This is a genomic window from Streptomyces sp. P17, assembly GCF_032436805.1.
Lineage (GTDB): Bacteria > Actinomycetota > Actinomycetes > Streptomycetales > Streptomycetaceae > Streptomyces.
Genome location: NZ_JAVRBF010000032.1, coordinates 25,057 through 50,669, shown reverse-complemented (window position 1 = coordinate 50,669; position 25,613 = coordinate 25,057). Strand labels below are relative to the sequence as shown.

The window sequence follows — 25,613 nt, the reverse complement described above, 5'->3', positions numbered from 1 at the left end:
TTTGCCCCTCCGCCCACTCTAGTCGCGGGGCCCCTGGCGCGCGCGTCGGCGGACGGCCGCCCGCCGTTGCCAGAACGGCAGTTCCGGCCAGCGGGTTTCAGCCGCATAGGCCTCCGTGTGATGGCGTACGTAGGCGGCGGCGACGCCGTCGAGGAAGTCCGTGTACGAGGCCAGGACCGGGCGGGGCGGCGCGCCCGCGAGGCACAGGGCCGTGGCGAGGCCGGCGCGGGCTCCGCTGTGCAGGGCGGTGAGGATGCCCTGCGAGGAGAGCGGGTCGAAGGCCAGCGCCGCGTCACCGGCGGCGATCCAGCCCCGGCCGCCGTAGGGCGTGCGACGCAGACCGTGGGCGGCGCTCCAGCACGGAGCCGGCGGATCGGTGAGGTCCCCGGCCGTGAGGCGGTCGCCGATGTACCGGGTGCGCAGGGCCCCCTGCAGGAACCCGTCGGGGGTACGCAGACCTGGGCCGGCGAGGTCCGGGTCGGTCAGATGGGCGACGATCCGTCCCACGGGGGTCAGCGTCGTGTACCACCATCCGCCGGGCACCGCCTCGACGACGGTCCGGGCCTCCTGGTCCGACTCTCCCACGCCGGACGGCTGGTGACGTGGCATCAGGACATGGGCGGCCACGAGCCGGTCCTGGCGACGACGGACCGCTCGACGCCTGGCGAGGACCGCGCGGCGTCCCGTCGCGTCGACGGCCCAGGCACAGCGCAGCTCCCGTGTGCCGTGCCCCTGGCGCACGAGCAGGCGCAGGCAGGGGCCGTCGTCCGCGGCGTCCACGGCCCGCCCGCGCAGCGGCTCGGCGCCCGCCGCGTGCGCCGCCTCGCGAAGGAACGCGTCGAAGCGGAGACGGTCCAGCTGCCATCCCGGGCCGTACGGGTCCTGCACCGGGCCGCGTTCGTTCAGCGTGGGCGAGCCCCAGGAGACGTACATCCCGGTGGAGCGCAGGTGCGTCTCGACACCGCCGGGCCACAGGTTCAGATCGCGCAACAGGGAAGCGGCGGCCGACGGCAGGCTCTCGCCGACCTTGTGAGCTCCCGTCACGAGCCCGGGTGGCTCGTCCACGAGCGCCACGCGCCGGCCGGCGCGCGCGAGCACGAGGGCGGCCACCGCGCCGGCCGGTCCCGCGCCGGCGACGACCGCGTCGTACACCTCGTGACGCGTCACCGCCGGCCGCCGCGTCACCGGTTGCCCGGGAAGCGGGCGACCTTCGCGATGTAGCCCGCCGACAGTTCCTCGTCCGGTTCCTCGGCGAGGGCGACGGCGGTCGCCAGGACGGCGTCCCGCAGCCGCTCGTCGGCGGCGAGCGGCACATGCAGGCTCAGCAGGTTGCGGCCGTGCGGCGGGGCGGGTTCGGCGGGGAAGGAGACCTCGGACTCGACGAGCATCTCGGCGGGCAGAAGGGGGTCGTCGGTGACGCCCGGACGGCGTTCGACCAGACCGAGCCGTCCGAAGTCCTTCACCATCGCGTTGATGGTGGCCTTGTAGGGCGTGGGCAGCCAGCGGTCCCAGGGGTAGCGGCGTGCGAACGCCGCGAGCCGCTCCTCGCGCGGGCGCGCGGTGTCGAGGACGATCTGGTAGTCCTCCTCGGCCAGGACGTGGTTGGGCACCCGGGCGGGCCAGAACGTCGGCAGATACGGGTCGTACCGCTTTTCGTATCCGGAGCGGCAGCTCGCGGTGTCCGTCTGCCAGGGCACGGCCATCCAGCGGGTCAGGCCGCCGGGTCCCTGGGCGTACAGCGGCCCGTCGTAGGCCAGGGCGGCCTGCGGGGTGAGCACCCTGCCGTGGAAGCGGTCGGGGCCCGGCGGGCGGTGGCGGATGCGGAACGGCGCGCTGTACAGCGTGGTGTGACGCATCGGCCAGGTGATCTCACAGCCGGGGTGGAAGGCGTCGGCGACGCAGAAGGACAGGGCCGCGCGGTCGAGGGCGGCCGGCCGGGCGGCGAGCGGCAGCCGGTCGAGCGGCTTGGGCGTGGTGTCGGCACCGGGGACGTGGTCGGGGACGAAATCGCCGCGGGCCCAGCGTGCCAACAGCCGTGTCTGGAGCGGGGAGAGGGCCAGGTGCTGGCGTGCGGAGACCGGGGGCAGGCTCATCGCGTCGCCGTAGACGGGCGGCCAGGGGATCTGTGAGGTGCCGTCCCGGTCGGGGTCGCGCATGGTCTTCGAGATCTGCCGGCGCAGCTCCTGGCGGCGGGGGGCCGGGTCGGCGAGGGCGGCCAGCAGGTCGGGGTCGAGGAAGTGCTCGCGTCCGCCGTGTCCGAACAGGGTGGCCAGGCCCTGGTTGACCCATTGCAGCTCGCACAGGCGGCGCAGGATGGGCAGGATGTCGTGGGTGAAGGAGGCCTTCTCCGGCTCGGGGAGCGCTCCGGCCGTGACGAACGCGTCGCGGACGAGGTCGTACAGCGTGCGTACGGACTTCAGCTCGGGGGCGTAGTTGGGCGGGCCGACCACCACCCAGGCCGGTTCGACCGGCAGTGCGCGGCCCTCGACGCGGACCTCGGCGGTGACCGGGCCGTCGCAGATGTCGTCGTACCAGCCGTCGTTGTTGGCGAAGTCCTCGGCCTCCTTGTTGTCGACGGACTCGGAGACGCCGCGGCCGCCGAGGAAGATCAGCCGCCCGGCCTCGTCGGTGCGCAGTTCGCCGAGGTAGACCGGGATGCGCAGGAACGTCCCGGTGTCGAAGCGCAGTTCGGGCAGGCCGGCACGGTCCCGGCCGCGGACGGAGCGGGAGCCGGGATCGATGCTCAGCCCGGCCCGGTCCGCTCCCGCGACCAGGGGATTGCGGAGTTGGCTCTCGGCCGCCTGGGCGGCCTCGGGGATGTCCAGGGCCAGTTGGAACTGGTACCAGGCTGCCTTCTTGTTGGCGACGTGCACGGTCCAGCGCACGTCGGCGTTGTCCGCGGTGAGTTCGGCCACCGGTTCCCCGGCCGCGTTGTAGCCGTAGATCCGGAACCGGGCCGCCTGGCGCTTCAGGGCGCCGGTCGCGTCCTTGTACGAGCCGGTGGGCTGTGGGGGCTCGTCCTCGGTCTCGGGGGCGAGAAAGAACTCCTCGGCGCTGTCGCCGACCCGGGCGACGCCGATCGCGGGATGGATCGCGGCCCGTACGATCCGGCTGTCGCGCCCCGCGGGCTCGGTGGACGGGGGCCGGGCGGGGCCGGGTTCGGCGGCCGGGATGCCGTTGGCGTCGCGACGCCGGTCCGCGGACGCCTTGTAGACCGTCGCGCGGGCCTCGGCGAGGCTGCCGACGGGCCGGTGCTCGGCGAGGCTGTGCCAGGGGTTGAACGCCAGGTTGGCGCCGTACGCCGCCTGTCCGCGGCCGCGGACGTCCTGCTGGGCCAGGGTGAGCCGGGCGACGGGGACCGGGGCGCTCGCGGACTCGTCCCAGCGCACGGTCGCCCGGTCGAGCGGCATGGCCTCGACGTCCGTGCGGAACTGCACGAGCAGGTCGAAGGCCGCCTCGCCGGCGGCGAGCCGGTGCGCGAGGTCGGTGCCCAGATAGCCGGGGTTCTCGTCGGGCGGGGTGGCCGCGGGGTCGGCCGGGGCGCAACCGGCGGGCGCCAGCTTGTACTTGACGAACCGGTCGGTGCCGAAGGCGTACGGCAGCACGCCCCAGTAAGTGGCCGTCAGGACGCTGTCCTCGGTCCTGGCCATGTCGTCGAGGATCCGCCGGGTCACCGGGTGGTCGCGCAGATAGGACTCGTAGTCCTGGTGGACGACGCCGGCCCGGGTGAACTCGCACATGTCCTGGGCCGTGTCGACGAAGAACACGTCGTGGTTCTGCATCAGCAGGTCCTGGGTGTCGGCGTCGCCCTCGCCGTCGAGCAGCTTGGCGCCGGGCACGCCGAAGACCTTGACGCCGACGCCCACCGTGGTGAGCAGGTCCGGGCGACTGGGCACGGTGTCGCTGGAGAAGCGCACCCAGGCGGTCAGGCCCTCGGGCCGCTGCCGGGCGAACTCCAGGAATCCGACGCGCAGTTCGTCCGGCAGGTCGGCGCGGACCGTGAGCGTGCCGCGGGCGGTGCCGTGCGGCTTGAGGAAGACCGGCCGTTCCACCGGATCCTGCCCCCGCGCGACGCGATCGCCCTGGGACCGGTCGACGAACATCTCCTTCAACGCGGCCGCGGGATCCGACGAACAGTCCGGCACGGACCGGTTGTCGTTCTCGGAGGGCCCGGAGGACGAGGAAGCGGAAACGACGGCCATGGCTCGATCTCCCGCGATGCGGTACTGCCGGGGCGCACCGGGCTCGTGGAGCGATGTACAGGGGTGCACCGTCCGTACAGCTCTCCATACTGACAAACAAGCGTGCGACGCGCGACCGAAGGCCGTGACCGGCCGAGTCGCACCTCGCCTGGATCTCCATCAGACTGGACAACGAGCCCCGGCCGCCGCATGCGGCCACCGCGCCCGTCGAGCCCACCCGTGAACGCCGTCGACCTCCGCCCGCGGCGCGCGACCGGCGTTCAACCATCCATCCAGGAACCCCAGTTGGGAAGTGCCGCCATGGCCACCGAACACGACAGGCGGGACCGTCTGGCAGCCGAACGCGCCGACACGCCGTTGGTACGTCTCCTGGACACGGCCCGCAAGAGAGGCCGGGAAGTGCCCCGGCCGCAGAGCACGACCACACCATCCGCCCCGCGCGGGGTCACGACGATCCGAGTCGGGGAGAGCCCGCACAGTGTGGCGGTGAGCCCCGACGGAAGCCGTCTTTACGTGACCGATTTCAAGGCGGACACGGTGGCGGTGGTCGACACCTCCCGTGAGGAGGTCGTGGACACGATCGCGGTCGACGAAGGTCCGTACGGCGTGGCGGCGAGCCCGGACGGCACACGTCTGCACGTCACCGTCCCCAATGCGGAACTCCTGCTGAAGATCGAGCTCCCGGACGACGTCTCCGGCAGCCATTTCGGCCACGCGCCCTACGGAGTGGCGGCCGGCCCCGACGGACAGCGCGTATATCTCGCGCTGGCGCTGGAGGACCGGGTATGGGTGACCGACCAGTTCGCCATGGGTGACTTCGCGACCGTCACCGGCCTCGACTTCCCGGTCGGCGTGGCGGTGAGCCCCGATGAGCAGTACCTCTACGTGACCCACTACTTCTCCGGCCAGGTTTCCGTCGTCGACCTCGACCGCACCGCGGTGGTCTCGACGATCCCCGTCACCGACGGTCCGTACGGGGTGACGGTGACCCGCGACGGGGCTCGGCTGTACGTGGCCCACTTCCCGTTCGGCACAGTTTCCGTGATCGACACCGCGCGGGGCGAGGTGGTCGACACGATCCCCGTGGGTGACGGGCCACGCGGTGTGGCCGTGAGTCCTGACGGATCCCGCCTCTACGTCACCAACTTCTTCAGCGGAACCGTGTCGGTGATCAGGCCGTAGCGGTCCGCAGCAGCGCCGTGCGGGTGGCGTCGAGCTCGTCCTGCCAGGCGCCGGTCGTGAAGGCGGCCTCGTACAGGCGCAGACAGGTGCGCAGGTGAGCGTCGTGGGCGGTACGCAGCCGCCGCGCGTAGTGGGTGCACAGGGCGTCCGCGGAAGTGCCCCGCGCGGCCGCGTCGATCACGGCGGCGGCCAGGATCGCGGTCCGCAGAGCCTGGGCGGTACCCGTGCCGCTGAGCGGATCCTGACGCAGGGCGCCCGCGCCGACGACCAGCCGGCCGCCGGCCGCCGCAGGCGCCGCGGCCGGGGTCGGATGGACGCTGGGCGCGGCCGCCACCGCCACGGCGGTACGCGGCGGACGGCTCAACCGGCCGGCGAGGCAGGACTCGGCGAGGACGCGGCCGAGCAGCCCGGCCGGGTCGGCCGCCGGACCCGGGACCATCGCCTGGACCAGGCACTCACCGCGGCCGAGCGGCGTGAGATGGAGCCAGCCCAGCTCGGTGCAGTCCAGCCGTGCCGTGGTCCGGTCGCCGGCCCGCCGCAGCGGGGCGGTGCCGGCCAGCAGGGTTCGCCGCCCGAACTGCCGGTGTGCGGACCCGTCCGGGCCGGCGTCCGCGGTGACGGTCCACTCGGGTGGATCCGCGGACTCGTCGCGCCGGCCGAGCAGCTCCCGCATCCGGGCGGTCAGCTCGGCACCGTCCACGGCGTACGCCCGCTGCGGGAACCGGGTGGCAGGGGCACCCGCTCCCCACCGCACCTCACGGTGGGTCAGCCACCAGCCGCCGCCGAGGAGTTCCCGGCCCCACAGCGAGCCGAGCAGCTCCAGTGCCGGTCCGGTCAGCAACAGCGGGCGGGACGCCGAACGGGCCGGGGGCGGGGCCGGCCGGACCCGGTGGCCGCGGGCGAGCAGCAGTCGCGCGCAGGTCAGTTCCGCCAGCCCCGATCCGGCGATCTCGACCAGGGTCACCGGCCGTCCAGGGCGGTGAGTGCCGCGAGCACGGCCTCGACGTCGGTCATGTGGCGCAGCACCATCGGCCGCAGCCGGCCGTCGCGCCGGGCGACGGCCGGGAGGGTCGCGGTGACCGTCGCGGCCGCGTCCCGGGCGAGCTGCCGGTAGGCGGTGCTCATTTCGGCGGGGGTGCCTCCGTCCTGGTCGGGCAGGACCGGCATGGTGAAGCGCGGCCCCACGCCGCGGCCCGCGAGCACATGGTGGAGCTCCTGCAGGTTGGTCATCACCAGACGGGTCTGTGCCATCAGCGCGCCTCCGGCACTGTCGAACAGCTCCAGCGACGCGCGCAGCGTCCCGAGCAGCAGCACATAGTACTGGTCGCTGATGTCGAGCAGTTCGGTCTCCGCCGCGTCCGCCTGGGCGTCGAGCCGACGAAGGTACTGATTCTCCTGGAGACCGGCCAGATGGTCCTGGACCGCGAGGAAGCGGCGGTAGTGGTCACCGCCCTCGTCGATGATGAGCTTGATGAGGTGGGCGAGCCGGTCGCCCTGGGGGAACAGGTCCAGCTGCTGGACGACGGACATGTGCAACTTGACGTACATGCCGTCGAGGCCGACGGGATCATCCGGGTCGTCGGCCACATGCCGGCTGGGCGCCTCCACGTCGACGAACCACTGCAACCGGTCGCGGGTGAGCCGTTCCAGCCCGAACTCGTGGTCGATCTCCCGGTCGATGACCGTGGCCCGGTCGAGCACGGGTTGCCGGCCGAGCATGGCGAGCGCCTCGTTGACCCAGCGTAGATGGCGCATCTCGTCGATCGCCACGGCGAACACCTCCTGCCCTGCCGCGTGCGCACGACGGGTGAGTTCGTCCGCGCTGCGGGGCAGGAACTGGGGGGCGTTCAGCGAGTAGTGGGCGTAGAGGTACTCCACGCACAGGGCGTGTTCCACCCCGGCCAGTTTGGTGAGTTCCTTGGCCACGTCCTCCGGACTCATCAGGTCGCGGGCCGCGGCGACCGCGGCGGGCATGGCCCGCGGGGTGCTCACCGGTTCCTCCTGCTCACGGTCGTCGAGGACCACGGGCAGGACCTGCCAGTCTCTGATCAGCTGCGGGTAGGTGAACTCCAGGGCGGTGCGCCGGCCTCCCTGGTCGCTGGAGAGGTCCGGGGCGGGCGGGGTGCCGCGGTCCGCGCGCAGGAAGTTGACCTCGGGCACGCTGCCGTCCGCGCTGCTCGTGACGTCGGGTTTGGAGGCGGCCCAGTAGAAGCAGCCGCAGTCGCGGAAGTCGTACTGCCAGGGCGCGCACAGACTGCGGGTCAGTTCGCCCGGCCGGTACACCTCCGGGTCGATCACGCCGTCCGCATCGAGATAGCGGGCCCGCGGGGCGGTCAGGACGGCGGACTCGACCCGCCCCTGCGCGTCCCGCTGCACAAAGCTGTTGCCGGTCAGCCGCGTCCCGTTGAGGTCGGGTACGGCGGGGGGCGGGGTGGCGATCGGTGCGAGGAGCACCGTGACGGTGCCGGGCAGCAGGTCGTGGACGTGCCGCCAGACGTCCAGGCCGCTCAGCGGCGCGCAGTCGACCGTGGGGACCTGCTGCTCGCTCTGGTCCACGGTCGTACGCCCGCACAGCGCGCGTACGTACAGGGGCCGGGTGTCGGACAGGTCGGCGTCGGTCAGTCCCTGAGCCAGGGCGGGCTCGCCGGTGAAGGCCAGCACACGTGCCCCTTCGTCACGGTGGAAGTCGACCCTGATCCCGGGGAAGAAGCCGGTGTCCAGGTTGCGCTGGTCGAACTCCAGGCCGGGGAAGCAGTTGTCGACGCCGCTCTCGGCGCGGGTGCCGGAGGGGTTGCCGGGCACGCGGTAGTCGGCGCGGGCGGTGAGGTTGCGCGGAAAGAACTTCCCGTCGGGGGCCGGAAGGTCGGGCATGAGGGCTCCTTCAGACGAGGCCGGCGCCGCCGGCGCCTGCTGCGGGGTGGGCGTCCGGCACCGGCGGCCGGCGGAAGAAGTCGGGGACGGCCTCGGCGAGTTCCACATAGGCACGCAGGCAGAAGGCCAGCCAGCCGCGGATATAGTCGCAGCCCGGCCGTCCGCGCCGGCTCACCTCGTGGTAGCACCCACCCCCGCACAGGTACCGGGCCCAGCAGGAGCGGCACGGCTCGGTCCGGTCGACGTGACCGGCCGTCAGATGGCGTCGTCGGGCGTCGGCGTCGGGCCCGTCGGCGACCGAACCCATCGCGTGCGCGGGGTCGTCGACCAGGCGGTGACAGGCGTACAGGCCCCCCTCGGCCGAGGCGCTGAGATAGCCGGCACCCGCGCCGCAGGGGTAGGGACGGTGCGTGCCGCGGTGCAGCTGGTCGAGGGCGGTCAGCAGGTTCCCGAAGGGATAGCTCCGCCCCACCGACAGTTCGCTCAGGGCCCGCTCACCGCACTCCACCATCTGCTCCAGGAAGCCGGTGAACCCGTCGGTGTCGATCTCGTACGCCGGATCAGGGGCGCTGACCACGGCCGCGAAGCCGACGTCGTCGAAGCCGAGCGAGATGCCGTGCTCCAGCACGTCGAGCAGGCGCGAGGTCTTGGGGGTGACGCTGACCCGGGCGGCGAGATGGCGCGGTCGGCCGTGCCGGGTGAGCACGTCGAGACCGGCGCGCAGCCGGTCGTAGGCGCCGACGCCGCCCGGGGCCTTGCGCAGCGCGTCATGGCCCGCCCGGTCGCCGTCCAGGCTGACGGTGACGGTGAAGGGGTGCTCGGCGAAGAGCCGGGCGTCCTCGGGCCGAACGGTGGTGAGGTTGGTGGTCAGGGAGAACCGGACGGTGTGTCCCGTCTCCCGGCCGGCCCGCACCGCGTGGCCGACCACGTCGTGGATCAGGTCCCGGGCGAGCAGCGGTTCGCCGCCCATGAAGCCGACCACCACGTCCGCTCCGGGCGCGGCCTCGGCCAGCAGCCGGTCGACAGCGGCGTACGCCGTGTGCCGGGGCATCGCGCGGGCCGCGCCGCCGAACCGTCCCTCGTCGGCGTAGCAGTGGCCGCAACTGAGGTTGCAGGCCTGCATCACATTGAGGGAGAGGGAGGAGAGCGGCGGCGGTTCGAGGGGGGTGCCGTCGATCCTTCGAGGCCGGTCCCACAGTGGCAGGCCGAGCCGGTCGGCGAGGTCGGCCGGGGTGCCGTCGGGCGCCGCCGCCCACTGCTCCAGCCGGGCGGCGAGCGGTTCGGGCAGGTCGTAGATCCGGCTGCCGTCCGTGAGGAGGAGATGCGCGCCGCGCGCACTGCGGAAGACCTTGAACTCGGCGGATCCGTCCGGTGGCCGGGCCGAGCCCCGTGGTTGAGCCGGACCGTCCGGCGGGCGGCGACCGATCTGGAGGAGTACGGTCATGTGTTCGGCTCCGTGTCCTCGCTCAGCCGGGCGGCCCAGCCGACCAGCAGGTCGTACTGGCGGCGTGTCAGGTGCAGGGGGTAGGCGTCCGAGCCGCGCATGCCGCTGGGCATCTGCCGGGTGTAGAACCGCGAGGAGGCGAGCGAGGCACCCGCCTCGGCGGCCGGCACGGCGGGCGGGCGGATCCAGCGCGAGATCAGGTCGGGCTGTTCCCGGAGCATGTCCTCCAGCACTTCCAGGGCCACGAACCGGCGGTGTCGGCGCCGACCGCGTTCGGAGAGGCCGAGCAGCAGTCCGAGCAGCGGCTGCGGAGGCTCGAAGGCCAGCGCGCGAGCCTCGGTGGGGGACACGTTCAGGGCGGGGGCGATACGGGCGTTCAGGCCGCCGGACCGTTCGTTCTGCACATCCACGTTGACCGCGTTCATGGTCTCCAGCACGCGCTCGAACAGGTCACGGATCTCCAGTACGGTCTGCTCGTCCTCCAGGAATCCCGGCTGGCGAACCTCGTCCCGTTTGAGCCGGTCGGCCAGGCCGTCGGCGAGGGAGACGAAGGGCCTGCGGTCGGGAGTGAAGTCGGGCGGCCCGGCCACGATCCGCGCGGTCGCCGACAGCCCGCCCGGCAGCCGGACGGTCACCGTGCCGTCGCACACGTCGTCGACGAGCCCGACGCTGCGGCCCAGCTCCGCGCCCGCGAACAGGTCGCCCGGAGCGGTCCGCGGGTCGGTCTCCGGCGGGACGAAACCGACCCACCCGGAATCCGGGTTGAGGATGCGTCGCCCGGCCGGGATGTCGTAGTCGGCCTCGGACCGGGGATCCGGCAGGTCGGTGGGCCCGTAGACGAAGCCGCTCCCCGGAGTGAACCGCAGCCGCAGCCCCGGGAGTTCCGGGTTGGGCACGGGCAGTTGCACGGCGCCCAGCGGCAGGCTGGTCCCGGAGGGCACCAGCGGGTCCTCCTCGTCCTGCGGCGAAACACCGGCCAGGACGTGCCGCTGGTTGTCGTCGCCGGCCACTTCGACCCGGGCCTCGATCCGGTCACCCTCCTGCTGCGTGAGGTGGTACGCCTTGAGGTTGGCGACCGACACCTCCCAGCGGATGTCCGCCAGGCTCAGCCCCGAGTCCGCCAGCACCCGCTCGGTCAGCGGTCCCTCGCCTGCCTTGCCGTCGACGGTCCAGGACCCGTGCACCTCGAAGTAGGGGCACACCGGCCGCCAGCCCGCCGAGTCCTTGAACTGCACGCGCTCCGGCATACGGGCACTGAGCGTGCCGTCGGCGCCGAGGTCGAGGGTGAGATCCGGTACGACGGTGGTCTTGCCCGTGCCGTGGGGTGTGAGATCGCTGGGCCCCCAACGGTAGTTGTCGCAGGGCACGGTGGAGGAGCCCAACCGGGCGAAGGCGAGGGGTGGTTGAAGCCAGAGCCGTTCGATCACCGGCTGCTCCTTGGAGTGGGGAGGACGGAGGGGTGCCCGGCGTGGCACGACACCACTCGGTGACAGAATGCGCGCAATCTATCACTCTGTGTGACCGAAACGGGCGTGCCATGCGAGCCGGGGGCCGGTGAAAGGCCTTCCGTCGAGGAGCGGCTCAGCTCAACTCTTCCGTCGAGGAGTGGCTCGGCTCAACGCGGCACCTCGAAGCCGAGCGCCGCCGCCGCCTCCTCAGGTGTCGGCTGGGTCCAGCGCTCGGCCATCGCCTGGTTCGACGACAATGAGCGCAGTTCGGCCCGGTCCAGGTAGAGCGTCCCGTCCAGATGGTCCGTCTCGTGCTGCACGATCCGGGCGGGCCATCCGCTGAACACCTCGTCGATCCCGCGCCCGTGCTCGTCCTCGCCGGTCAGGCGTACCGCGGCCGGCCGGGACACCACCGCCTGCCAGCCCGGCACGCTCAGGCAGCCCTCGAAGAAGGCGGCTCGGGCCGGCCCGACGGCTTCGTACGACGGGTTCACCAGCACCCGGAACGGCTGCGGCACCCGCCCGCGGGTGAGCCGTACTTCCTCCGTCACCGGTGCCGGGTCCTCGATCACGGCGACCCGCAGCGGGACGCCCACCTGCGGTGCCGCCAGGCCCACGCCCGGGGCCGCGTGCATGGTGAGGCGCAGGGCCGCGACGAAGCGGGACAGCAGGGCCGGGGGCAACTGGCCGTCGTAGCGCTCGCATGCGCGTCGCAGTACCGGCTCGCCCGCCGCGACGATCGGCAACGGGCCGTCCGTGGCGAGGAGTTGTTCGACCAGTTCAGCCAATGGTGCGTGATCATTCGGGGATGCCATCGGGTCAGGATGCCACGCGCCCGTCGCCTGTGACGCAGGTCACTTCAATGGCCGGGAACTCCGGGGTGCCTCGCCCCGACTACTGGACCGCCACAGCACAACAAGCGTCCCCAGCCCGGAGAGGCCCGCCGATGTCCACCGCTCCCTCGACCACCGAGGACGAGGCCCGAAAGACCGACGCCACCCCAGCGTCGGCCCGCCGCACCTGGGCACCCCTGCGCCCGCTGATACTGCGGCTGCACTTCTACGCCGGAGTGCTCGTCGCACCGTTCCTGCTCGTCGCCGCCGCGACCGGCTTTCTGTACGCCGCCTCGTTCCAGGCCGAGAAGATCGTGTACGCGCGCGAGCTGACCGTCCCCGTCGGTGACGAGAAGCTGCCGATCTCCGAGCAGGTCGCGGCCGCCCGCAAGGCCCACCCCCAGGGCACGGTCGCCGCCGTACGGCCCTCGCCGGAGGACGATGCGACCACCAGGGTGCTGCTGTCCGGCGTCGAGGGCGTCGACGAGGACTACACCCTCGCCGTCTTCGTCGACCCGTACACCGCCGAGGTGCGCGGCTCGCTGGAACAGTACGGCTCCACCGGCGCCCTTCCGCTGCGCACCTGGATCGACCAGTTCCACCGCGATCTGCGCCTCGGTGAGAGCGGCCGCCTGTACAGCGAACTCGCCGCGAGCTGGCTGTGGGTGATCGCGCTGGGTGGTCTGGTGCTGTGGTTCTCGCGTCGGCGGGCCCTGCGCAAGCTGCGCGGCACCAGCGGGCGCCGCCGCACCCTGGGCCTGCACGGCACCGTCGGCGCCTGGGCGGCCGCCGGGTTCCTGTTCCTGTCGGCGACCGGGCTGACCTGGTCGCAGTACACCGGCGCCAACATCGACGAACTGCGCACCTCGCTCGGCGGGGCGACCCCGTCGATCTCGGCGAGCGCGGGCGGTGAGCACTCCGGTCACGGTGCCTCGGCCGCCGCCGGGGACGCGGCGCACGGCGTCGGCCTCGACAAGGTGCTCGCGGCGGCCCGGGCGAGGGGGCTCGGCGACCCGGTCGAGATCGTGCCGCCCGCGGACGCGCAGTCGGCGTACGTGGTGAGGCAGATCCAGCGCAGCTGGCCCACGAAACAGGACTCCGTCGCCATCGATCCTGGCACCGGTCAGGTCACCGACGAACTGCGGTTCGCCGACTACCCGGTGCTCGCCAAGCTGACCCGCTGGGGCATCGACCTGCACACCGGCGTGCTGTTCGGCCTGGTCAGCCAGATCGCCCTGATGCTGCTCGCCCTCTCGCTGATCCTGCTGATCATCTGGGGCTACCGCATGTGGTGGCAGCGCGGCCGCGGCTCCGCCTTCGGCCGGCCGATCCGGCGCGGCGCCTGGCAGCAGGTGCCGCCGCAGATCCTGGTGCCACTGGCGGTCGTGGCGGCCGTGGTCGGCTACTTCGTCCCGCTGCTCGGGATCTCCCTGCTGGTCTTCCTCGTCGTCGACATCGTGCTCGGCGAGATCGCGCGCCGGCGGGGGAGGGGGAACGCCGAGGAGGCGGAGGGGGCCGAGTCCCCTGCGTCGTCCGCGACTACGTGAGCTCGGCGTTCGCCCGCTCGGTGATGAGCGTGAGTACCCGTCCGGCGACGGCGAGGTCCTCCTGGGGGATATCGGCGTAGATCCGGGCGCTGATGGGGGCGGTCTCGGCGGACGTCGTCCCGAAGAGTTCACGTCCCGCGTCCGTGATCCCCACCTGCGGGGTCAGCAGCTCCTTGGCGATCAGCTCGTCGACCACGGAGTGGGCCTCCGCCGCGTCGATCTTCAGCGCGCCCACGACACCGTCGACGAGCCGGTCCCGCTCGACCGGTCCGTCGGCGATGGCGACGATGCGGAGGGTGACGGACTGCTGGAACGTCACGCCGTGGCGGGTCAGCACGCTCTCCAGAACCGCGCGGCCCGCGTAGTGGGCCAGGGCTATGACGCGGGGGTCGAGCAGGGGAGTGGTGGTGGTCATGACTGCTCCTCGTTGTTCTCTGCGTTCTCTGCGTTCTCGGCGGTCTCGCTGAACGGATCGAGTGGTGCGTCGAGCAGGGTGGCCAGGTCGGCGGTGAACTCCCGGGCCCGCGGGCTGTCGAGCCCTCCGAGCGGCCCCAGCAGCTGCTGGAGGAGACCGTGGACGACCTTGATGGCCTGTCCCGTCACCTCGTGGCCCCGCTCGGTGAGCGCCAGTTGGACGGCGCGCGGGTCCTTGGGGTCACGGGTGCGCTCCAGGAGGCCCGCGGACTCCAGGGTGCGGGCGAGCTTGGAGACGTAGAGCGGTTCGAGTCCGGTGTGGTCGGCCAGGCGCCGCTGGCTGGGGCGCAGTCCGGTGCGGTGCATGCCGTGCAGCGACGCGACCAGGGCGTACTGGGCGTGCGTCAGCCCCAGCGGGGCCACCGCGCGATCGACCGCGACCCGCCACTTCATCGACAGTCGCCAGACCAGGAAGCCGGGCGTAGCGCCCTCGGATGCCGTACTCATGAGCAATAGAGTACATAGCTACTATGTACATGGCTACTATTTTGGGCGAGGGCGTGAAGTCCGCCGGAGTTGGCCTGACGGAAAGGCCCCGGCAGGGCTAGTTTGGGCGGCATGAGCAATCTTGATCGCGAGCCCGTGCCCGCGGTGTGCGGCGGCCGTGGCTTCGTCGTGGCGGAGCCCGTACGGGAACTCCTCAGCCCTCGCCGGGTCAAGCTCGGTGAGTCCTCCGAAGTGCGCCGACTGCTGCCCAACCTGGGCCGCCGCATGGTGGGCGCCTGGTGCTTCGTCGATCACTACGGCCCCGACGACATCGCCGACGAGCCCGGAATGCAGGTGCCCCCGCACCCGCACATGGGCCTGCAGACGGTGAGCTGGCTGCACGAGGGCGAGGTGCTGCACCGCGATTCCACCGGCAGCCTGCAGACGATCCGCCCCCGCGAGCTGGGCCTGATGACCTCGGGCCGGGCGATCAGCCACTCCGAGGAGAGCCCGAAGCCGCACGCCCGCTTCCTGCACGGCGCGCAGCTGTGGGTCGCCCTGCCCGACGGCGACCGGCACACCGAGCCGCACTTCGAGCACCACTCCGAGCTGCCCGTCGTCACGGCGCCCGGCCTCACAGCCACGCTGATCCTCGGCACCCTCGACGGCGCCCGCTCACCCGGAACGACGTACACGCCCCTCGTCGGCGCCGATCTGGCGCTCGCCCGCGGCGCGGACGCACGCCTGCCGCTGGAGCCGGACTTCGAGTACGCCGTGCTGTCCATGTCCGGCGAGGCCCATGTCGACGGCGTACCGGTCCTCCCCGGCTCGATGCTCTACCTCGGCTGCGGCCGCACCGAACTCCCGCTGCGCGCCGAGTCGGAGGCGGCCCTGATGCTCCTGGGCGGCGAGCCGTTCGAGGAGGAGCTGATCATGTTCTGGAACTGGATCGGACGGTCCCAGGGGGAGATCGAGCAGGCGCGTCAGGACTGGATGTCCGGCACCCGCTTCGGCGAGGTGAAGGGGTACGACGGTGCTCCGCTGCCCGCCCCCGAGCTGCCGGCGACGCGGCTGAAGCCGCGGGGAAGGGTGCGCTGACCGGCAGGAATGCCTGAGTTCCTGTCCAGGAGGGCCAGGGCGCAGGACTGGAGCGCGGCGTTGGTGGCGGCGACCTGAGTGAGGACGTTGATGCAGTAGGCGTCCTCCTCGACCATTCGTTGCAGCCCCCGCACTTGGCCCTCGATCCGGCGCAGTCGTCGGACGATGTCGTCCTTCTGGTCGTGGTACCCGGTCATGGTTGCCACCTTCATCTTGGGGGCTGCTCAGTGGTCGGCGGGCTGGAAGCCGCGCAGGCGGAGGCTGTTGCCGACCACGAAGACCGAGGAGAAGGCCATGGCCGCGCCTGCGATCATCGGGTTGAGCAGGCCGGCGGCGGCGAGCGGCAGGGCGGCGACGTTGTAGGCGAAGGCCCAGAAGAGGTTGGACCTGATGGTGCCCAGCGTCTTGCGGGAGAGGCGGATGGCGTCCGCCGCGACCCGCAGATCGCCTCGCACCAGCGTGAGGTCGCCCGCCTCGATCGCGGCGTCGGTGCCGGTGCCCATGGCCAGACCCAGGTCGGCCTGGGCGAGTGCGGCGGCGTCGTTGACGCCGTCGCCGACCATGGCGACCGAACGGCCCTCGGTCTGCAGGCGCTTGACGGCGTCGACCTTGTCCTGCGGCATGACCTCGGCGATCACGTGCTCAGGCGCGATGCCCACCTCCGCGGCGACCGATTCGGCGACCGCCTTGTTGTCACCGGTCAGCAGCATCGGCGTCAGGCCGAGGGCGCGGAGCCGCCGAATGGCTTCCGGGCTGGTCTCCTTTATGGCGTCGGCGACTTCGAGGACCGCGCGGGCCTCGCCGTCCCAGGCGACCGCGATGGCGGTACGTCCGGCCGCTTCCGCGTCCGTCTTGGCGCACTGAAGCTCCTCCGGCAGGGAGATGGCCCACTCGGCGAGCAGCTTCTCGCGGCCGACGAGGACCGCGTGGCCCTCGACGATGCCCTGGACGCCGAGGCCGGCGATGTTCGCGAAGTCCTCGGGGGTGGGCAGTGTGCCGACCCGGGCGGCGGCGCCGGAGGCGACGGCCTGGGCGATGGGGTGTTCGGAGGCGTGCTCCAGGGCGCCCGCGAGGCGCAGGACCTCGTCCTCGTCGGTGCCCTCGGCGGTGTGCACGGCGAGCAGGGTCATCGTGCCGGTAGTGACGGTGCCGGTCTTGTCCAGGACGATGGTGTCGACCTTGCGCGTCGTCTCCAGGACCTCCGGCCCCTTGATGAGGATTCCGAGCTGGGCGCCGCGCCCGGTGCCGACCATCAGCGCGGTCGGCGTCGCCAGGCCCAGGGCGCACGGGCAAGCGATGATCAGGACGGCGACGGCTGCGGTGAAGGCGGCCGTCAGGCCCGCGCCGTTGCCGAGCCAGAAGCCAAGGGTGCCGAGCGCGAGGGCGATCACGACCGGGACGAAGACAGCGGAGATCTTGTCGGCGAGCCGCTGTGCGGAGGCCTTGCCGTTCTGCGCGTCCTCCACCAGCTTGGCCATGCGGGCGAGCTGGGTGTCGGCGCCGATCCGGGTGGCCTCGACGACCAGGCGGCCGCCGGCGTTCAGCGTGGCCCCCGTGACGGCGTCCCCGGTGCCGACCTCGACCGGCACCGACTCGCCGGTGAGCATCGAGGCGTCAATGGCGGACGAGCCCTCGACGACCACACCGTCGGTGGCGATCTTCTCGCCGGGCCGTACGAGGAACCGGTCGCCGACCTTCAAATCACCGACCGCAATGAGCTCTTCCCGGCCCTCGCGCAGCACCGTGACTTCCTTGGCGCCCAGCTCCAGCAGAGCCTTCAGTGCCGCGCCCGCCTTCCGCTTGGAACGGGCCTCGAAGTAGCGCCCGGCCAGGATGAAGGCCGTGACTCCGGCGGCGGCTTCCAGGTAGATGTTCCCGGCGCCGTCGGTGCGGGCGATGGTGAGCTCGAAGGGATGCGTCATGCCGGGCGTTCCGGCGGTGCCGAAGAACAGCGCCCACAGGGACCACAGGAACGCGGCCGATGTGCCGACCGAGATCAACGTGTCCATGGTCGCCGCGCCGTGCCGCGCGTTGGTGAAGGCGGCCTTGTGGAAGGGCCAGGCGGCATACGTCACCACGGGCGCTGCCAGCGTCAGCGAGAGCCACTGCCAATACTCGAACTGCAACGCCGGGATCATCGCCATCGCGATCACCGGCACCGCGAGGGCCACCGCAGCCGTCAACCGCTGGCGCAGCGGCCGCAGTTCGTCGCCCAGGTCCTGCGCGGGGCCACCGCCGGCTTCCGGCTCGGTGCGTATCGGCTCGGGCTCGCGTGCCGTGTAGCCGGTGGCCTCGACCGTCGCGATCAGGTCCGCCACGGCTATGTCCTCGCGGAAGGTGACCTTGGCCTTCTCCGTGGCGTAGTTGACGGTGGCCTCGACCCCGTCCATGCGGTTGAGCTTCTTCTCGATCCGAGCGGCGCACGAGGCGCAGGTCATGCCGCCGATGGCGAGTTCGACCTCGGCGCCGGGCGTGGTGGTGGTCATGTCTGCTCCTCGCAGCTCACGGATTCGATGGGGGAGGGGCGGGGCCGGTCTGGCAGGGCGGCCCCGCCGATGCTGGTAGGTCAGGCGGGCACGCGGCCGGCGAAGTCGTAGCCGGCCTCGTCGACGGTCTTGGCGATCAGCGCGTCGAGCTCCTCGTCGGGCGCGGTGGCGGTGGTCACGGTGACCAGGCCGGTGCCGATCTCGACGTCGACCGTGGTGATCTCGTCCAGACCGCCCACCGCCTTGGCGACGATGCCCTGGCAGTGAGCACTGCCGACGCCGTCGACCCTGTAGGTGCTCTTGATCTCCGCGCTGGTGTGGCAGCTTCCGTCAGAGGTGCAGCAGTTGTTCGACATGGGATTCTCCGTAGCTGGCAGCTATACCCCTAGGGGGTACCTCGCGACGAGTCATGTATACCCCCCTCCCGTATTCTCCGCAAGGGCTGACCATCCTGCTCGAATTCATACCCCCCAGGGGTATGTTGAAGTGCATAGGCCGTATCAATGAGCGGCCCGGAGAAGAGGAGTGGGTCATGAACACCGGACTGCGGATCACCGCCTGAGCCGCCGCGCTCGCCACGACTTTCGGCACCGCCTACGGTGTCGGCGGCACGGTCGACGCGATCCCGCCCGAACCGAAGGGTGGTGCTCACGGCGGTCCCGACGGTCACGTGGCGGCCGGTCACGAAGGGGCGAGTGGCGGCCGTGAGGCGGCAGTGCCGGGAGGTCTTGAGGTCTCACAGGGCGGCTACACGCTCGACCTGAAGACCCCGCGCATCGAGGCCGGCAGGAAGGCCGAGCTGCGCTTCGCCGTCATACAGGACAGCATCGGCCGCAAGGTCACCGCCTACCAGCGCGAACACGGCAAGGAGCTGCACCTCATCCTCGCCTCACGAGATCTGAGCGTCTATCGCCATCTGCACCCAGCCCGCGCCGCGGACGGCACCTGCTCCACCCCGGTGGACCTGCCCAAGGCCGGCAGCTACCGCGTCTTCGCCGACTTCAAGCCCAGGGGCGGCGAGGCACTCACCCTTGGCGCGGACCTCGCGGCCTCCGGAACGTACGACCCCGCTGAGCTGCCCGAGCGCAACACCACCGCCAGGATCGATGGCTAGGAGGTGAAGCTCGACGGCGACCTGACCCCCGGCAAGGCCGGCGAAGTGACGCTGACAGTGAACAAGGGCGGCGAGCGGGTCCGGGATCTTCAGCCGTACCTGGGCGCCTACGGCCACCTGGTCGCCCTGCGCTCAGGTGACCTCGCCTCCCTGCACGTCCACCCCAACGGCGAGCCCGGCGACGGCATGACCCAGCCCGGCCCCGAGGTCTCCTTCACGGCTACCGCGCCCAGCACCGGCGCGTACCGCCTGTTCCTGGACTTCCCGCACGAGGGCAAGGTGCGCACTGCAGCCTTCACGATGCTCGCGGGCGGCGCGGTGGGCGAGCCCGAGAAGCCCTCAGAGGCCAAGCCCGCCGAGGGAGAGGCCGAGCACGCACACTGAGACGCGTGGTCCTCGCTGGGGCGAGGTGGGGGCAGTGGCGTCCCAGTGTTGTGGCCTGATCATGGCTGGCGCAGGCCTCAGGGGGAACGGGCGCCTGGCGACGCTCGCCCCGCCCCGGCCCTGGCCCTGGCTCAGCGAACCGTGCGGGCGGCGTCGCGGCACGCGCAGGGCTTCCGCGCCGGGGCGGCTCCGGCATCTGCCAGGCGAGAGGCCGCGGCCTGGAGGAGCGCCGCGGCCGTAAGCCTGACGACACGGTGACCGACTGCCCGGCGCAGCAGTTCTGCCCGCCGGTTCACTGGCTCTCGCCGCCGACGAGCGCGTAGCCGGCCTCGTCGACCGCGGCGGCGACGGCGCCGGGATCCAGCGGCTGCTCGCTGGTCCCCGTGACCTTGCCCGACGGCAGATCCACCTGGACGTCCTCGACTCCGGGGAGGCCGTTGAGTTCGGAGCTGACGGCCCGGACGCAGTGAGCGCACGTCATGCCCTTGACGTCGTACACCTTCTGAACCATGTGCTTACTCCTTCCGAAGAGAGGCCCAAGGATACCCCCACGGGGTAATGTGTCCCCGGGGTGGTTCCGGCCGCATTCCCACCACTAACGTCCTTCGTGGTGCGGTGCTCCGGTTGCCTCGCCCTGCGCCATGGGCCACGCCTCCAGGGCCTGAACCAGCCGGTCGCGCACCATGAGCCGTATGACGCCGAGAACGGAGGTCGGGCGGGATGGACACATGGCAGCCGATGCTGGCCCTTCTCGGTGTGGTCGGTGCCGGTCTGGCTCTCCTCTACGGACTGGGCCTGTGGCTGGCGGCAGTGCGGACTCCCCTCGAAGCGGGCCCCTTCGCCGGAGGTCTCAGGCCGGGCGAGCACGCTGTGTCCCGGTTCCATGTGCGCTGGTACGCGGTCACCATGATCTTTCTGGCCTTCGACATGGAGATGCTCTTCATGTACCCGTGGGTGAAGGTCGTCTCGGAGGTGGGCACCACTGCCGTCGTGGAGATGTTCCTCTTCCTGGGGATCCTGTTCGCGGCGGTGGCGTACGCCTGGCGTGAGGGAGCCCTGCGGTGGACCTGAGAGGCCTCCTGCGGCGTACGGCGATGCGGCGTCCGGCGGTGCTGGTGGTCGCGCTGCCCGGAGCGACGGAGATCCGGCTGGAGGTGGAGGCAGAGGTCCGTCGGTGTGGGTGGCCGGCGGCGGGCGCCCCGGCCGGCGCCGACCTGATGGTCGTCTGTGGCGCCTCGGAGCCGGGGGACGCGGAGTGGCTGGACGATATCGAAGGGTCGATGCCGGAGCCGGCCGTGCGCATTGTGGTCGAGGAGACGGGGCATGCCGCGCACGCGCTCGAGAGGGTGCGGAGGGATCTGACCGACAGGGCGGTTACTCCGCGAGAGGCCGACAAAGACGACCAACAGGCGGCCGCGGAGCGCGAGTCTGATGGTCGTGCGCAAGGCGAGCACCAGGGGCACGGTGGCGATCAAGGCCATCCGTTCCCCTCCATGGACCACGGCCAGGGCGGCCGTGCGGCTCACTCGGGCCATGAGGGGCATGAGAACCACCGCCCCGACGACCATGCCCCGCACACGGATCATATGGAGCACGAAAGTCATGGCGGTCATGTGGATCACATGGGTCACGACATGCACGCCATGGGTGAGGTGGCGGGCCTGCCGATGGCCGAACGGGGAGACGACCGGGACGAGTTGAGGCTCGATCAGCTGCACGTCCCGATCGGTCCCGGCCTGACCGACTGGCCAACGGGGCTCGTTCTCCGCCTCACCCTGCAAGGAGACGTCGTACAGGACGTCGAGGTCGACCATCTCCCCGTACCGCCCGGCCATCGACTGCCCTTCTGGGACGAGCCATGGCTGCGGGCGGCGCAGGGCGAGGAGGTCACCAGGGGAAGCGCGGCGCGTCGGCGTTGTGCCGCGCATCTGGACAGTGCGGGGCGGCTCCTCGCTGTCGTCGGCTGGGACGACGCCGCAGGGCGATGCCGTCGGCTGCGGGACGAGTTGCTGTCGGGAGCGTCGCGCGAGGGGATCGGAGGCACCCTGGGGGTGCTGCGCAGAGTGCGGCGGTCACGCACCCTGCGTTGGTCGATCGCCGGGCTGGGGGAGTTGTCGTCCTCCAGAGCGGGCGAGGCGGGAGTGACCGGGCCGGTCCTCGCCGCGGACGGGGACGCGTACGACCGGCTGCGGAGGTGGCTGGACGAGATCGAGCGCGGCCTCGAAGTGCTCGACGACGAACGGCAGTTGCCGCCGGATGAACTCACCGGCCCGCGGGGACGCCTCGACGGACCACGGCCGCCGTCACAGGCGCTGTTCGACATCCTTCCGGAGTTGCTGACCGGAGCGGAGTTCGCCTGCGCGCGGATCATCGTGGCCAGCCTGGACCCCGACCTCGACGAACTCGCGCTCGCGCCCGTGTCCGGAGCGGCCCATGCCTGATTCAGCGCCACTGTGGGCGACCGTCATCCTTCCCCTCGCCCTGGCCGTGGCCGCTGTGATCACGGCTGGGTTCGACGCGGTGCTGACCGGGGCGGCCGAGCGCGGTCCTGCCGGGGGCGTCCGGGAGGCCGGGCTGCGGGCGCTGGCCCCGGTTCGCGAAGCCCTGCGGCTGCTTGTCCAGCAGCCGCGCCGTACGACGGCCGCGGACCAACTCCTCGCAAGGCTGGGCGTGGTGCTGGTCCCGGTGGCGGCGGTGCTCGGGGGTGCCGTACTGCCGTGGGGGTTCCGTTCCGTGAGCGATCCGTCCGTCGGCATCGTGTGGTTCAACGCGATGGAGGCGCTCGCATGGGCGGCGGTCTGGCTGGTGGGCTGGGGGCCGAACTCGGCGCTGTCGCTGATCGGCGGGTACCGGTTCCTGGCGCAGGGGCTGGCGTACGAACTGCCGCACATGTTCGCCATCACCACCGCCGCCCTGGGAGCCGAGTCGCTGCGGGTGGGTGACGTGGTCGCGGCTCAGGACGGGCTGTGGTTCGTGGTGTGGATGCCGGCCGCGTTCGTCGTCTATCTGCTGAGTGCGCTCGCGATGGCCTTCTGGGGGCCCTTCGCGTACCCGCTCGCGCGGGACGCGGCCGGGGGTGCCGCCGTCGAACTGTCGGGCGTGGACCGGCTGGTGCTGCTGGGCGGCCGGTGGATGCTGCTCGTGGTGACGGCCGGCTTCAGCGTGCCGCTGTTCCTCGGCGGCGGGCACGGCCCGCTGCTGCCGGGCTGGGCGTGGACGCTGCTGAAGACCGGGGCCGTGCTGGCGCTGCTCGTGGCCGGGCGCCGGCTGCTGCCCGTGCTGCGCATGGAGCGGTACATGGAGCTGGCGTGGATGGTTCTGGTGCCGCTGTCGCTGCTTCAGGCCCTGTTCGTGGCCGTGGTCGTCCTGAACCGATGAGGAGGTGATGGCCGTGCTCGACGACGTGATCTTCTGGGTGCTGGCCCTGGTGGCGGTGGCCAGTGGCGTCATGGTCTTCCGGTTCGACTCCATGGCCCGCGCGACGTACGCGCTGCTGACCTCTCTGCTGTGCGTGGGCGGTGAAGTACTGCTGCTCGGGCTGGACTATCTCGGGGTCGTGATCGTGCTGATGATGACCATCGAGATGGCCATCATGGCCGTGTTCATGGTGATGTACATGATGAATCCGGCCGGGCTCATGCCGATGACCATGGTGCACAACACGAAGGGCGCGGCCGTGATCTGCGCGGCGGTCTTCGCCGTCCTCGCCGCGGGCATCCTGCTTGCCCCGTGGCCGTCCCGGCGCGGCAGGCCGTCGTCCGATCCGACCAAGGACCTGGGCCTGTCGCTGATGGGTTCGCAGATGCTCACCATGACGACCCTGGGTCTCGCCCTGTTCGCCACCATCGTCGCGACCGTCGTTCTGGCAACCCGCCGGGGTCGCTACGACCGCTTCGGCGACGACCTCAAGGCGCGTACCGCCGGCGACCCGGTACGGGGAGGGATGGGCCGATGAGCCTGGAGCTCCTTCTGCTGCTCGCCGCGGCTCTGTTCAGCATCGGACTGTTCGGCGCGCTCACCCAGCAGTCGATCGTGATGCTCATGATGGGCCTCGAACTGATGCTGGGCGGCATCATCGTCGGCGCGGCGGCCGTCTGGCACTACATCGCCCCGGCCGCCGCCGACGGGCAGGTGCTGGTGGTCCTGGCGGTCACGGTCATGGCGGTGGAGATGGCCGTCGGGTTCGCCGTGGTCACCGCGCTGTTCCGCTCCCGTGAGGTCGACATGACCGACATGGCGGCGGAGTTGAAGGAGTGAGCGCGCTGCTGTGGGCGCTCGTCGCGCTACCGCTGAGCGTGGGGACGCTGCTCGCGGTCGTCGGACGCCCGGCGGACCGGTGCGCCCCGACGGTCGCGGTCGGCACGGCCGTCGCCGCGCTCGTCCTCGCCGTTGCGGTGGCGTTCGCGCACCCTCGGGTCGAGGCGCCGCTGCTGGAAGGGCTCGCCGCCGGGCTCGCGGTCGACGGGCTGTCGGGCCTCATGGTCGTCACCGTCACGGCGGTGACCGCGGCCGTCCTTCTCTTCAGCGTCGCGGACATCGGACCGGGTGAGGCACGTGCCCGCTTCTTCGGGCTGATGCTGCTGTTCGGCGGCGCGATGCTGACGACGGTCACCGCGACCACGCTGCCGGTCCTGCTGATGGCATGGGAGGTGATGGGCGCCACCTCCTGGGCCCTGATCGGCTACTGGTGGCGCGACCCCGAGCGCGGCGACGCCGCCAACACGGCCTTCCTCACCACCCGCGCCGCCGACCTCGGCCTCTACCTCGCCGCCGGGGCGGCGCTGGCGAGCGGGCAGGCCGGCTCCCTCGCCCTCGACGAGCTCCCGGACGCGACGGGCGCGTGGTCCGCGGTCATCACCGCCGGCGTCATCGCGGCCGCGTTCGGCAAGTCGGCCCAACTGCCGTTCAGCTTCTGGCTGTCCCGTGCCATGCAGGGCCCGAGTCCTGTCTCGGCCCTGCTGCACTCGGCGACCATGGTGGTGGCGGGGGCGTATCTGCTGCTGCGGCTGGAGCCGCTGCTCGCGCAGTCCGGCTGGGGCGGACCGGTCGTGGCGTGGACGGGTGCGGTGACGGCGGTGGTGCTCGGCCTGGTCGCCGTGGCGCAGACCGACCTCAAGCAGCTGCTCGCCGCCTCGACCTGCGCGCAGATCGGCTTCATGGTGCTCGCCGCCGGGGCCGGTGCGGTCACCGGTGGAACCCTGCAACTCATCGCCCATGCCGCTGCCAAGAGCCTGGCCTTCCTCGTCGCGGGAGCCTGGCTGACGGCCCTCGGCACCAAGGCGCTGCCCGCCCTGCGCGGCGCGGCCCGGCGGAACCGTACGGCCGGGATCACCTTCAGTGTGGCGGCGCTGGCCCTCGCCGGAGTCCCGCCGCTGGCGCTGTGGGCGGCCAAGGACGTACTCCTCGCCGGCGCTCTGGAAGACAACACAGCGCTGTACCTCGTCGGTCTGGCCGGTGCGGTGATCTCCGCGGTCTACAGCGCCAAGGCCCTCTGGTTCGTCTGGCAGCCCGCTCCCGTACCGGACGACCGTGAGGAGCCGCTGCCGTACGCGACCCGGCTGCCGCTGGTCACCCTGGCCGTCGCCTGCGCTGCCCTGACCGTCACGTCCTTCCCGCCCGTACGGGACTCGGTCGAGCGGGTGCTCGGCGGCGAGGGACAACCGGACCCGAAGGCCTGGGAGTTGGTTTTGTCCGGCGCGCTCGCGCTGGCCGTCTCCGCTTTGGTCTGGATGCGTGGACCCCAACTCCTCGCTCTCCCGGGCCGGAGCACTGCCTGGGTGTCGGACTGGCTGCGCCTGGAAAACGCGGCACGAGCCCTCCTCGTAGGCCCGGTCCTGCGTCTGGCCGGCGCCCTTGCTGCCTTCGACGACCGGGTGCTGGACCGGGCTGTCGAGGGCACGGCCCGCGGCTCGGTCCGATTGGCGCAGTGGACCAATGCCCAGGCGGAGCGGCTCGTCGACGGCACCGTGGAGGGTGTGGCGGGCGGTGCCCGGGCGCTCGGCCGCTGGGCGCGCAGGCCGCAGACCGGGCAGCTGCACCAGTACCTCGCTCAGGCGGTCGCCGCCTTCACCGTCCTCGCCGTCGTCCTCGTCCTCGTGAGGTGA

General features: G+C 71.9%; 22 protein-coding genes and 1 pseudogene. 10 read left to right on the top strand and 13 right to left on the bottom strand.

What is annotated here, in order from left to right; genetic code table 11:
* Positions 1-18 precede the first annotated feature (18 nt).
* A complete protein-coding gene (locus RMT89_RS21490; RefSeq protein WP_315885377.1) occupies positions 19-1,167 on the bottom strand; it encodes a tryptophan 7-halogenase in 1,149 nt (382 codons plus the stop codon).
* Positions 1,168-1,181: 14 nt separating this feature from the next.
* The gene (locus RMT89_RS21485) at positions 1,182-4,202 is read right to left on the bottom strand and encodes a LodA/GoxA family CTQ-dependent oxidase (RefSeq protein WP_315885376.1); all 3,021 of its coding nucleotides are present in this window, start codon (positions 4,200-4,202) and stop codon (positions 1,182-1,184) included.
* A 300-nt stretch (positions 4,203-4,502) separates the two neighbouring features.
* Between RMT89_RS21485 and RMT89_RS21480 the strand changes: the two genes are divergently transcribed.
* On the top strand, positions 4,503-5,384 hold the full coding sequence (locus RMT89_RS21480) for a YncE family protein (protein WP_315885375.1): 882 nt from the start codon (positions 4,503-4,505) through the stop codon (positions 5,382-5,384).
* Here RMT89_RS21480 and RMT89_RS21475 read toward each other — a convergent pair.
* The 5 genes from RMT89_RS21475 to RMT89_RS21455 all read right to left on the bottom strand — a co-directional run bounded on the left by RMT89_RS21475 (position 5,374) and on the right by RMT89_RS21455 (position 11,962).
* Positions 5,374-6,348, bottom strand: coding sequence for a hypothetical protein (locus RMT89_RS21475; protein ID WP_315885374.1), 975 nt, complete (start codon positions 6,346-6,348; stop codon positions 5,374-5,376). The two genes, RMT89_RS21480 and RMT89_RS21475, sit on opposite strands and share 11 nt — an antisense overlap.
* Positions 6,345-8,255, bottom strand: a complete 1,911-nt coding sequence (locus RMT89_RS21470; RefSeq protein WP_315885373.1) for a ferritin-like domain-containing protein — start codon at positions 8,253-8,255, stop codon at positions 6,345-6,347. Before RMT89_RS21470 ends, RMT89_RS21475 begins: the two co-directional genes overlap by 4 nt.
* A 10-nt stretch (positions 8,256-8,265) precedes the next feature.
* Positions 8,266-9,699 (bottom strand): radical SAM/SPASM domain-containing protein, encoded by a 1,434-nt coding sequence (locus RMT89_RS21465; protein ID WP_315885372.1) that lies wholly within the window; start codon positions 9,697-9,699, stop codon positions 8,266-8,268.
* Complete coding sequence (locus RMT89_RS21460; protein WP_315885371.1) at positions 9,696-11,126, bottom strand: hypothetical protein; 1,431 nt, start codon at positions 11,124-11,126, stop codon at positions 9,696-9,698. The genes RMT89_RS21465 and RMT89_RS21460 overlap by 4 nt, the downstream gene beginning before the upstream one ends.
* A gap of 188 nt (positions 11,127-11,314) precedes the next feature.
* Positions 11,315-11,962, bottom strand: a complete 648-nt coding sequence (locus RMT89_RS21455) for a peptide deformylase (RefSeq protein WP_315885370.1) — start codon at positions 11,960-11,962, stop codon at positions 11,315-11,317.
* A gap of 131 nt (positions 11,963-12,093) precedes the next feature.
* On the opposite strand from RMT89_RS21455, the gene RMT89_RS21450 reads away from it, so the two are divergent.
* Positions 12,094-13,527, top strand: coding sequence for a PepSY-associated TM helix domain-containing protein (locus tag RMT89_RS21450; protein ID WP_315885369.1), 1,434 nt, complete (start codon positions 12,094-12,096; stop codon positions 13,525-13,527).
* Here RMT89_RS21450 and RMT89_RS21445 read toward each other — a convergent pair.
* Together RMT89_RS21445 and RMT89_RS21440 are read right to left on the bottom strand one after the other, a co-directional pair.
* Positions 13,520-13,942, bottom strand: coding sequence for a MarR family transcriptional regulator (locus RMT89_RS21445; RefSeq protein WP_315885368.1), 423 nt, complete (start codon positions 13,940-13,942; stop codon positions 13,520-13,522). The genes RMT89_RS21450 and RMT89_RS21445 overlap by 8 nt on opposite strands.
* Entirely contained in the window at positions 13,939-14,448 is a 510-nt protein-coding gene (locus RMT89_RS21440) for a MarR family transcriptional regulator (RefSeq protein WP_315885367.1), read from the bottom strand. The genes RMT89_RS21445 and RMT89_RS21440 overlap by 4 nt, the downstream gene beginning before the upstream one ends.
* Before the next feature lie 111 nt (positions 14,449-14,559).
* Between RMT89_RS21440 and RMT89_RS21435 the strand changes: the two genes are divergently transcribed.
* Entirely contained in the window at positions 14,560-15,525 is a 966-nt protein-coding gene (locus RMT89_RS21435; protein WP_315885366.1) for a pirin family protein, read from the top strand.
* On the opposite strand, the gene RMT89_RS21430 is transcribed toward RMT89_RS21435, so the two are convergent.
* The 3 genes from RMT89_RS21430 to RMT89_RS21420 all read right to left on the bottom strand — a co-directional run bounded on the left by RMT89_RS21430 (position 15,411) and on the right by RMT89_RS21420 (position 18,367).
* On the bottom strand, positions 15,411-15,722 hold the full coding sequence (locus RMT89_RS21430) for a metal-sensitive transcriptional regulator (RefSeq protein WP_315885365.1): 312 nt from the start codon (positions 15,720-15,722) through the stop codon (positions 15,411-15,413). The genes RMT89_RS21435 and RMT89_RS21430 overlap by 115 nt on opposite strands.
* 27 nt (positions 15,723-15,749) lie before the next feature.
* A complete protein-coding gene (locus RMT89_RS21425) occupies positions 15,750-18,011 on the bottom strand; it encodes a heavy metal translocating P-type ATPase (RefSeq protein WP_315885364.1) in 2,262 nt (753 codons plus the stop codon).
* Positions 18,012-18,091: 80 nt separating this feature from the next.
* Positions 18,092-18,367 (bottom strand): heavy-metal-associated domain-containing protein, encoded by a 276-nt coding sequence (locus RMT89_RS21420; protein WP_315885363.1) that lies wholly within the window; start codon positions 18,365-18,367, stop codon positions 18,092-18,094.
* Positions 18,368-18,543: 176 nt separating this feature from the next.
* On the opposite strand from RMT89_RS21420, the pseudogene RMT89_RS21415 reads away from it, so the two are divergent.
* Positions 18,544-19,509, top strand: a pseudogene (locus RMT89_RS21415) (hypothetical protein).
* A gap of 292 nt (positions 19,510-19,801) precedes the next feature.
* Here the strand turns inward: RMT89_RS21415 and RMT89_RS21410 are convergent.
* Positions 19,802-20,020, bottom strand: a complete 219-nt coding sequence (locus tag RMT89_RS21410) for a heavy metal-associated domain-containing protein (protein ID WP_315885362.1) — start codon at positions 20,018-20,020, stop codon at positions 19,802-19,804.
* Between the two features lie 209 nt (positions 20,021-20,229).
* Here RMT89_RS21410 and RMT89_RS21405 point away from each other — a divergent pair, with 209 nt between their 5' ends.
* The 6 genes from RMT89_RS21405 to RMT89_RS21380 are packed head-to-tail and all read left to right on the top strand — an operon-like array spanning position 20,230 to position 25,613.
* Positions 20,230-20,580 carry an NADH-quinone oxidoreductase subunit A gene (locus RMT89_RS21405; protein WP_315885361.1) on the top strand — a complete coding sequence of 117 codons (351 nt, stop codon included), beginning with the start codon at positions 20,230-20,232 and terminating at the stop codon, positions 20,578-20,580.
* A complete protein-coding gene (locus RMT89_RS21400) occupies positions 20,571-21,950 on the top strand; it encodes a hypothetical protein (protein WP_315885360.1) in 1,380 nt (459 codons plus the stop codon). Before RMT89_RS21405 ends, RMT89_RS21400 begins: the two co-directional genes overlap by 10 nt.
* Entirely contained in the window at positions 21,943-22,887 is a 945-nt protein-coding gene (locus RMT89_RS21395) for an NADH-quinone oxidoreductase subunit H (RefSeq protein WP_315885359.1), read from the top strand. The genes RMT89_RS21400 and RMT89_RS21395 overlap by 8 nt, the downstream gene beginning before the upstream one ends.
* A gap of 7 nt (positions 22,888-22,894) precedes the next feature.
* Positions 22,895-23,464, top strand: coding sequence for an NADH-quinone oxidoreductase subunit J (locus RMT89_RS21390; protein WP_399498453.1), 570 nt, complete (start codon positions 22,895-22,897; stop codon positions 23,462-23,464).
* The gene (nuoK, locus tag RMT89_RS21385) at positions 23,461-23,766 is read left to right on the top strand and encodes an NADH-quinone oxidoreductase subunit NuoK (RefSeq protein ID WP_315885358.1); all 306 of its coding nucleotides are present in this window, start codon (positions 23,461-23,463) and stop codon (positions 23,764-23,766) included. Before RMT89_RS21390 ends, nuoK begins: the two co-directional genes overlap by 4 nt.
* Positions 23,763-25,613: a proton-conducting transporter membrane subunit gene (locus RMT89_RS21380; RefSeq protein WP_315885357.1), complete on the top strand. Its 1,851-nt coding sequence runs from the start codon at positions 23,763-23,765 to the stop codon at positions 25,611-25,613. The genes nuoK and RMT89_RS21380 overlap by 4 nt, the downstream gene beginning before the upstream one ends.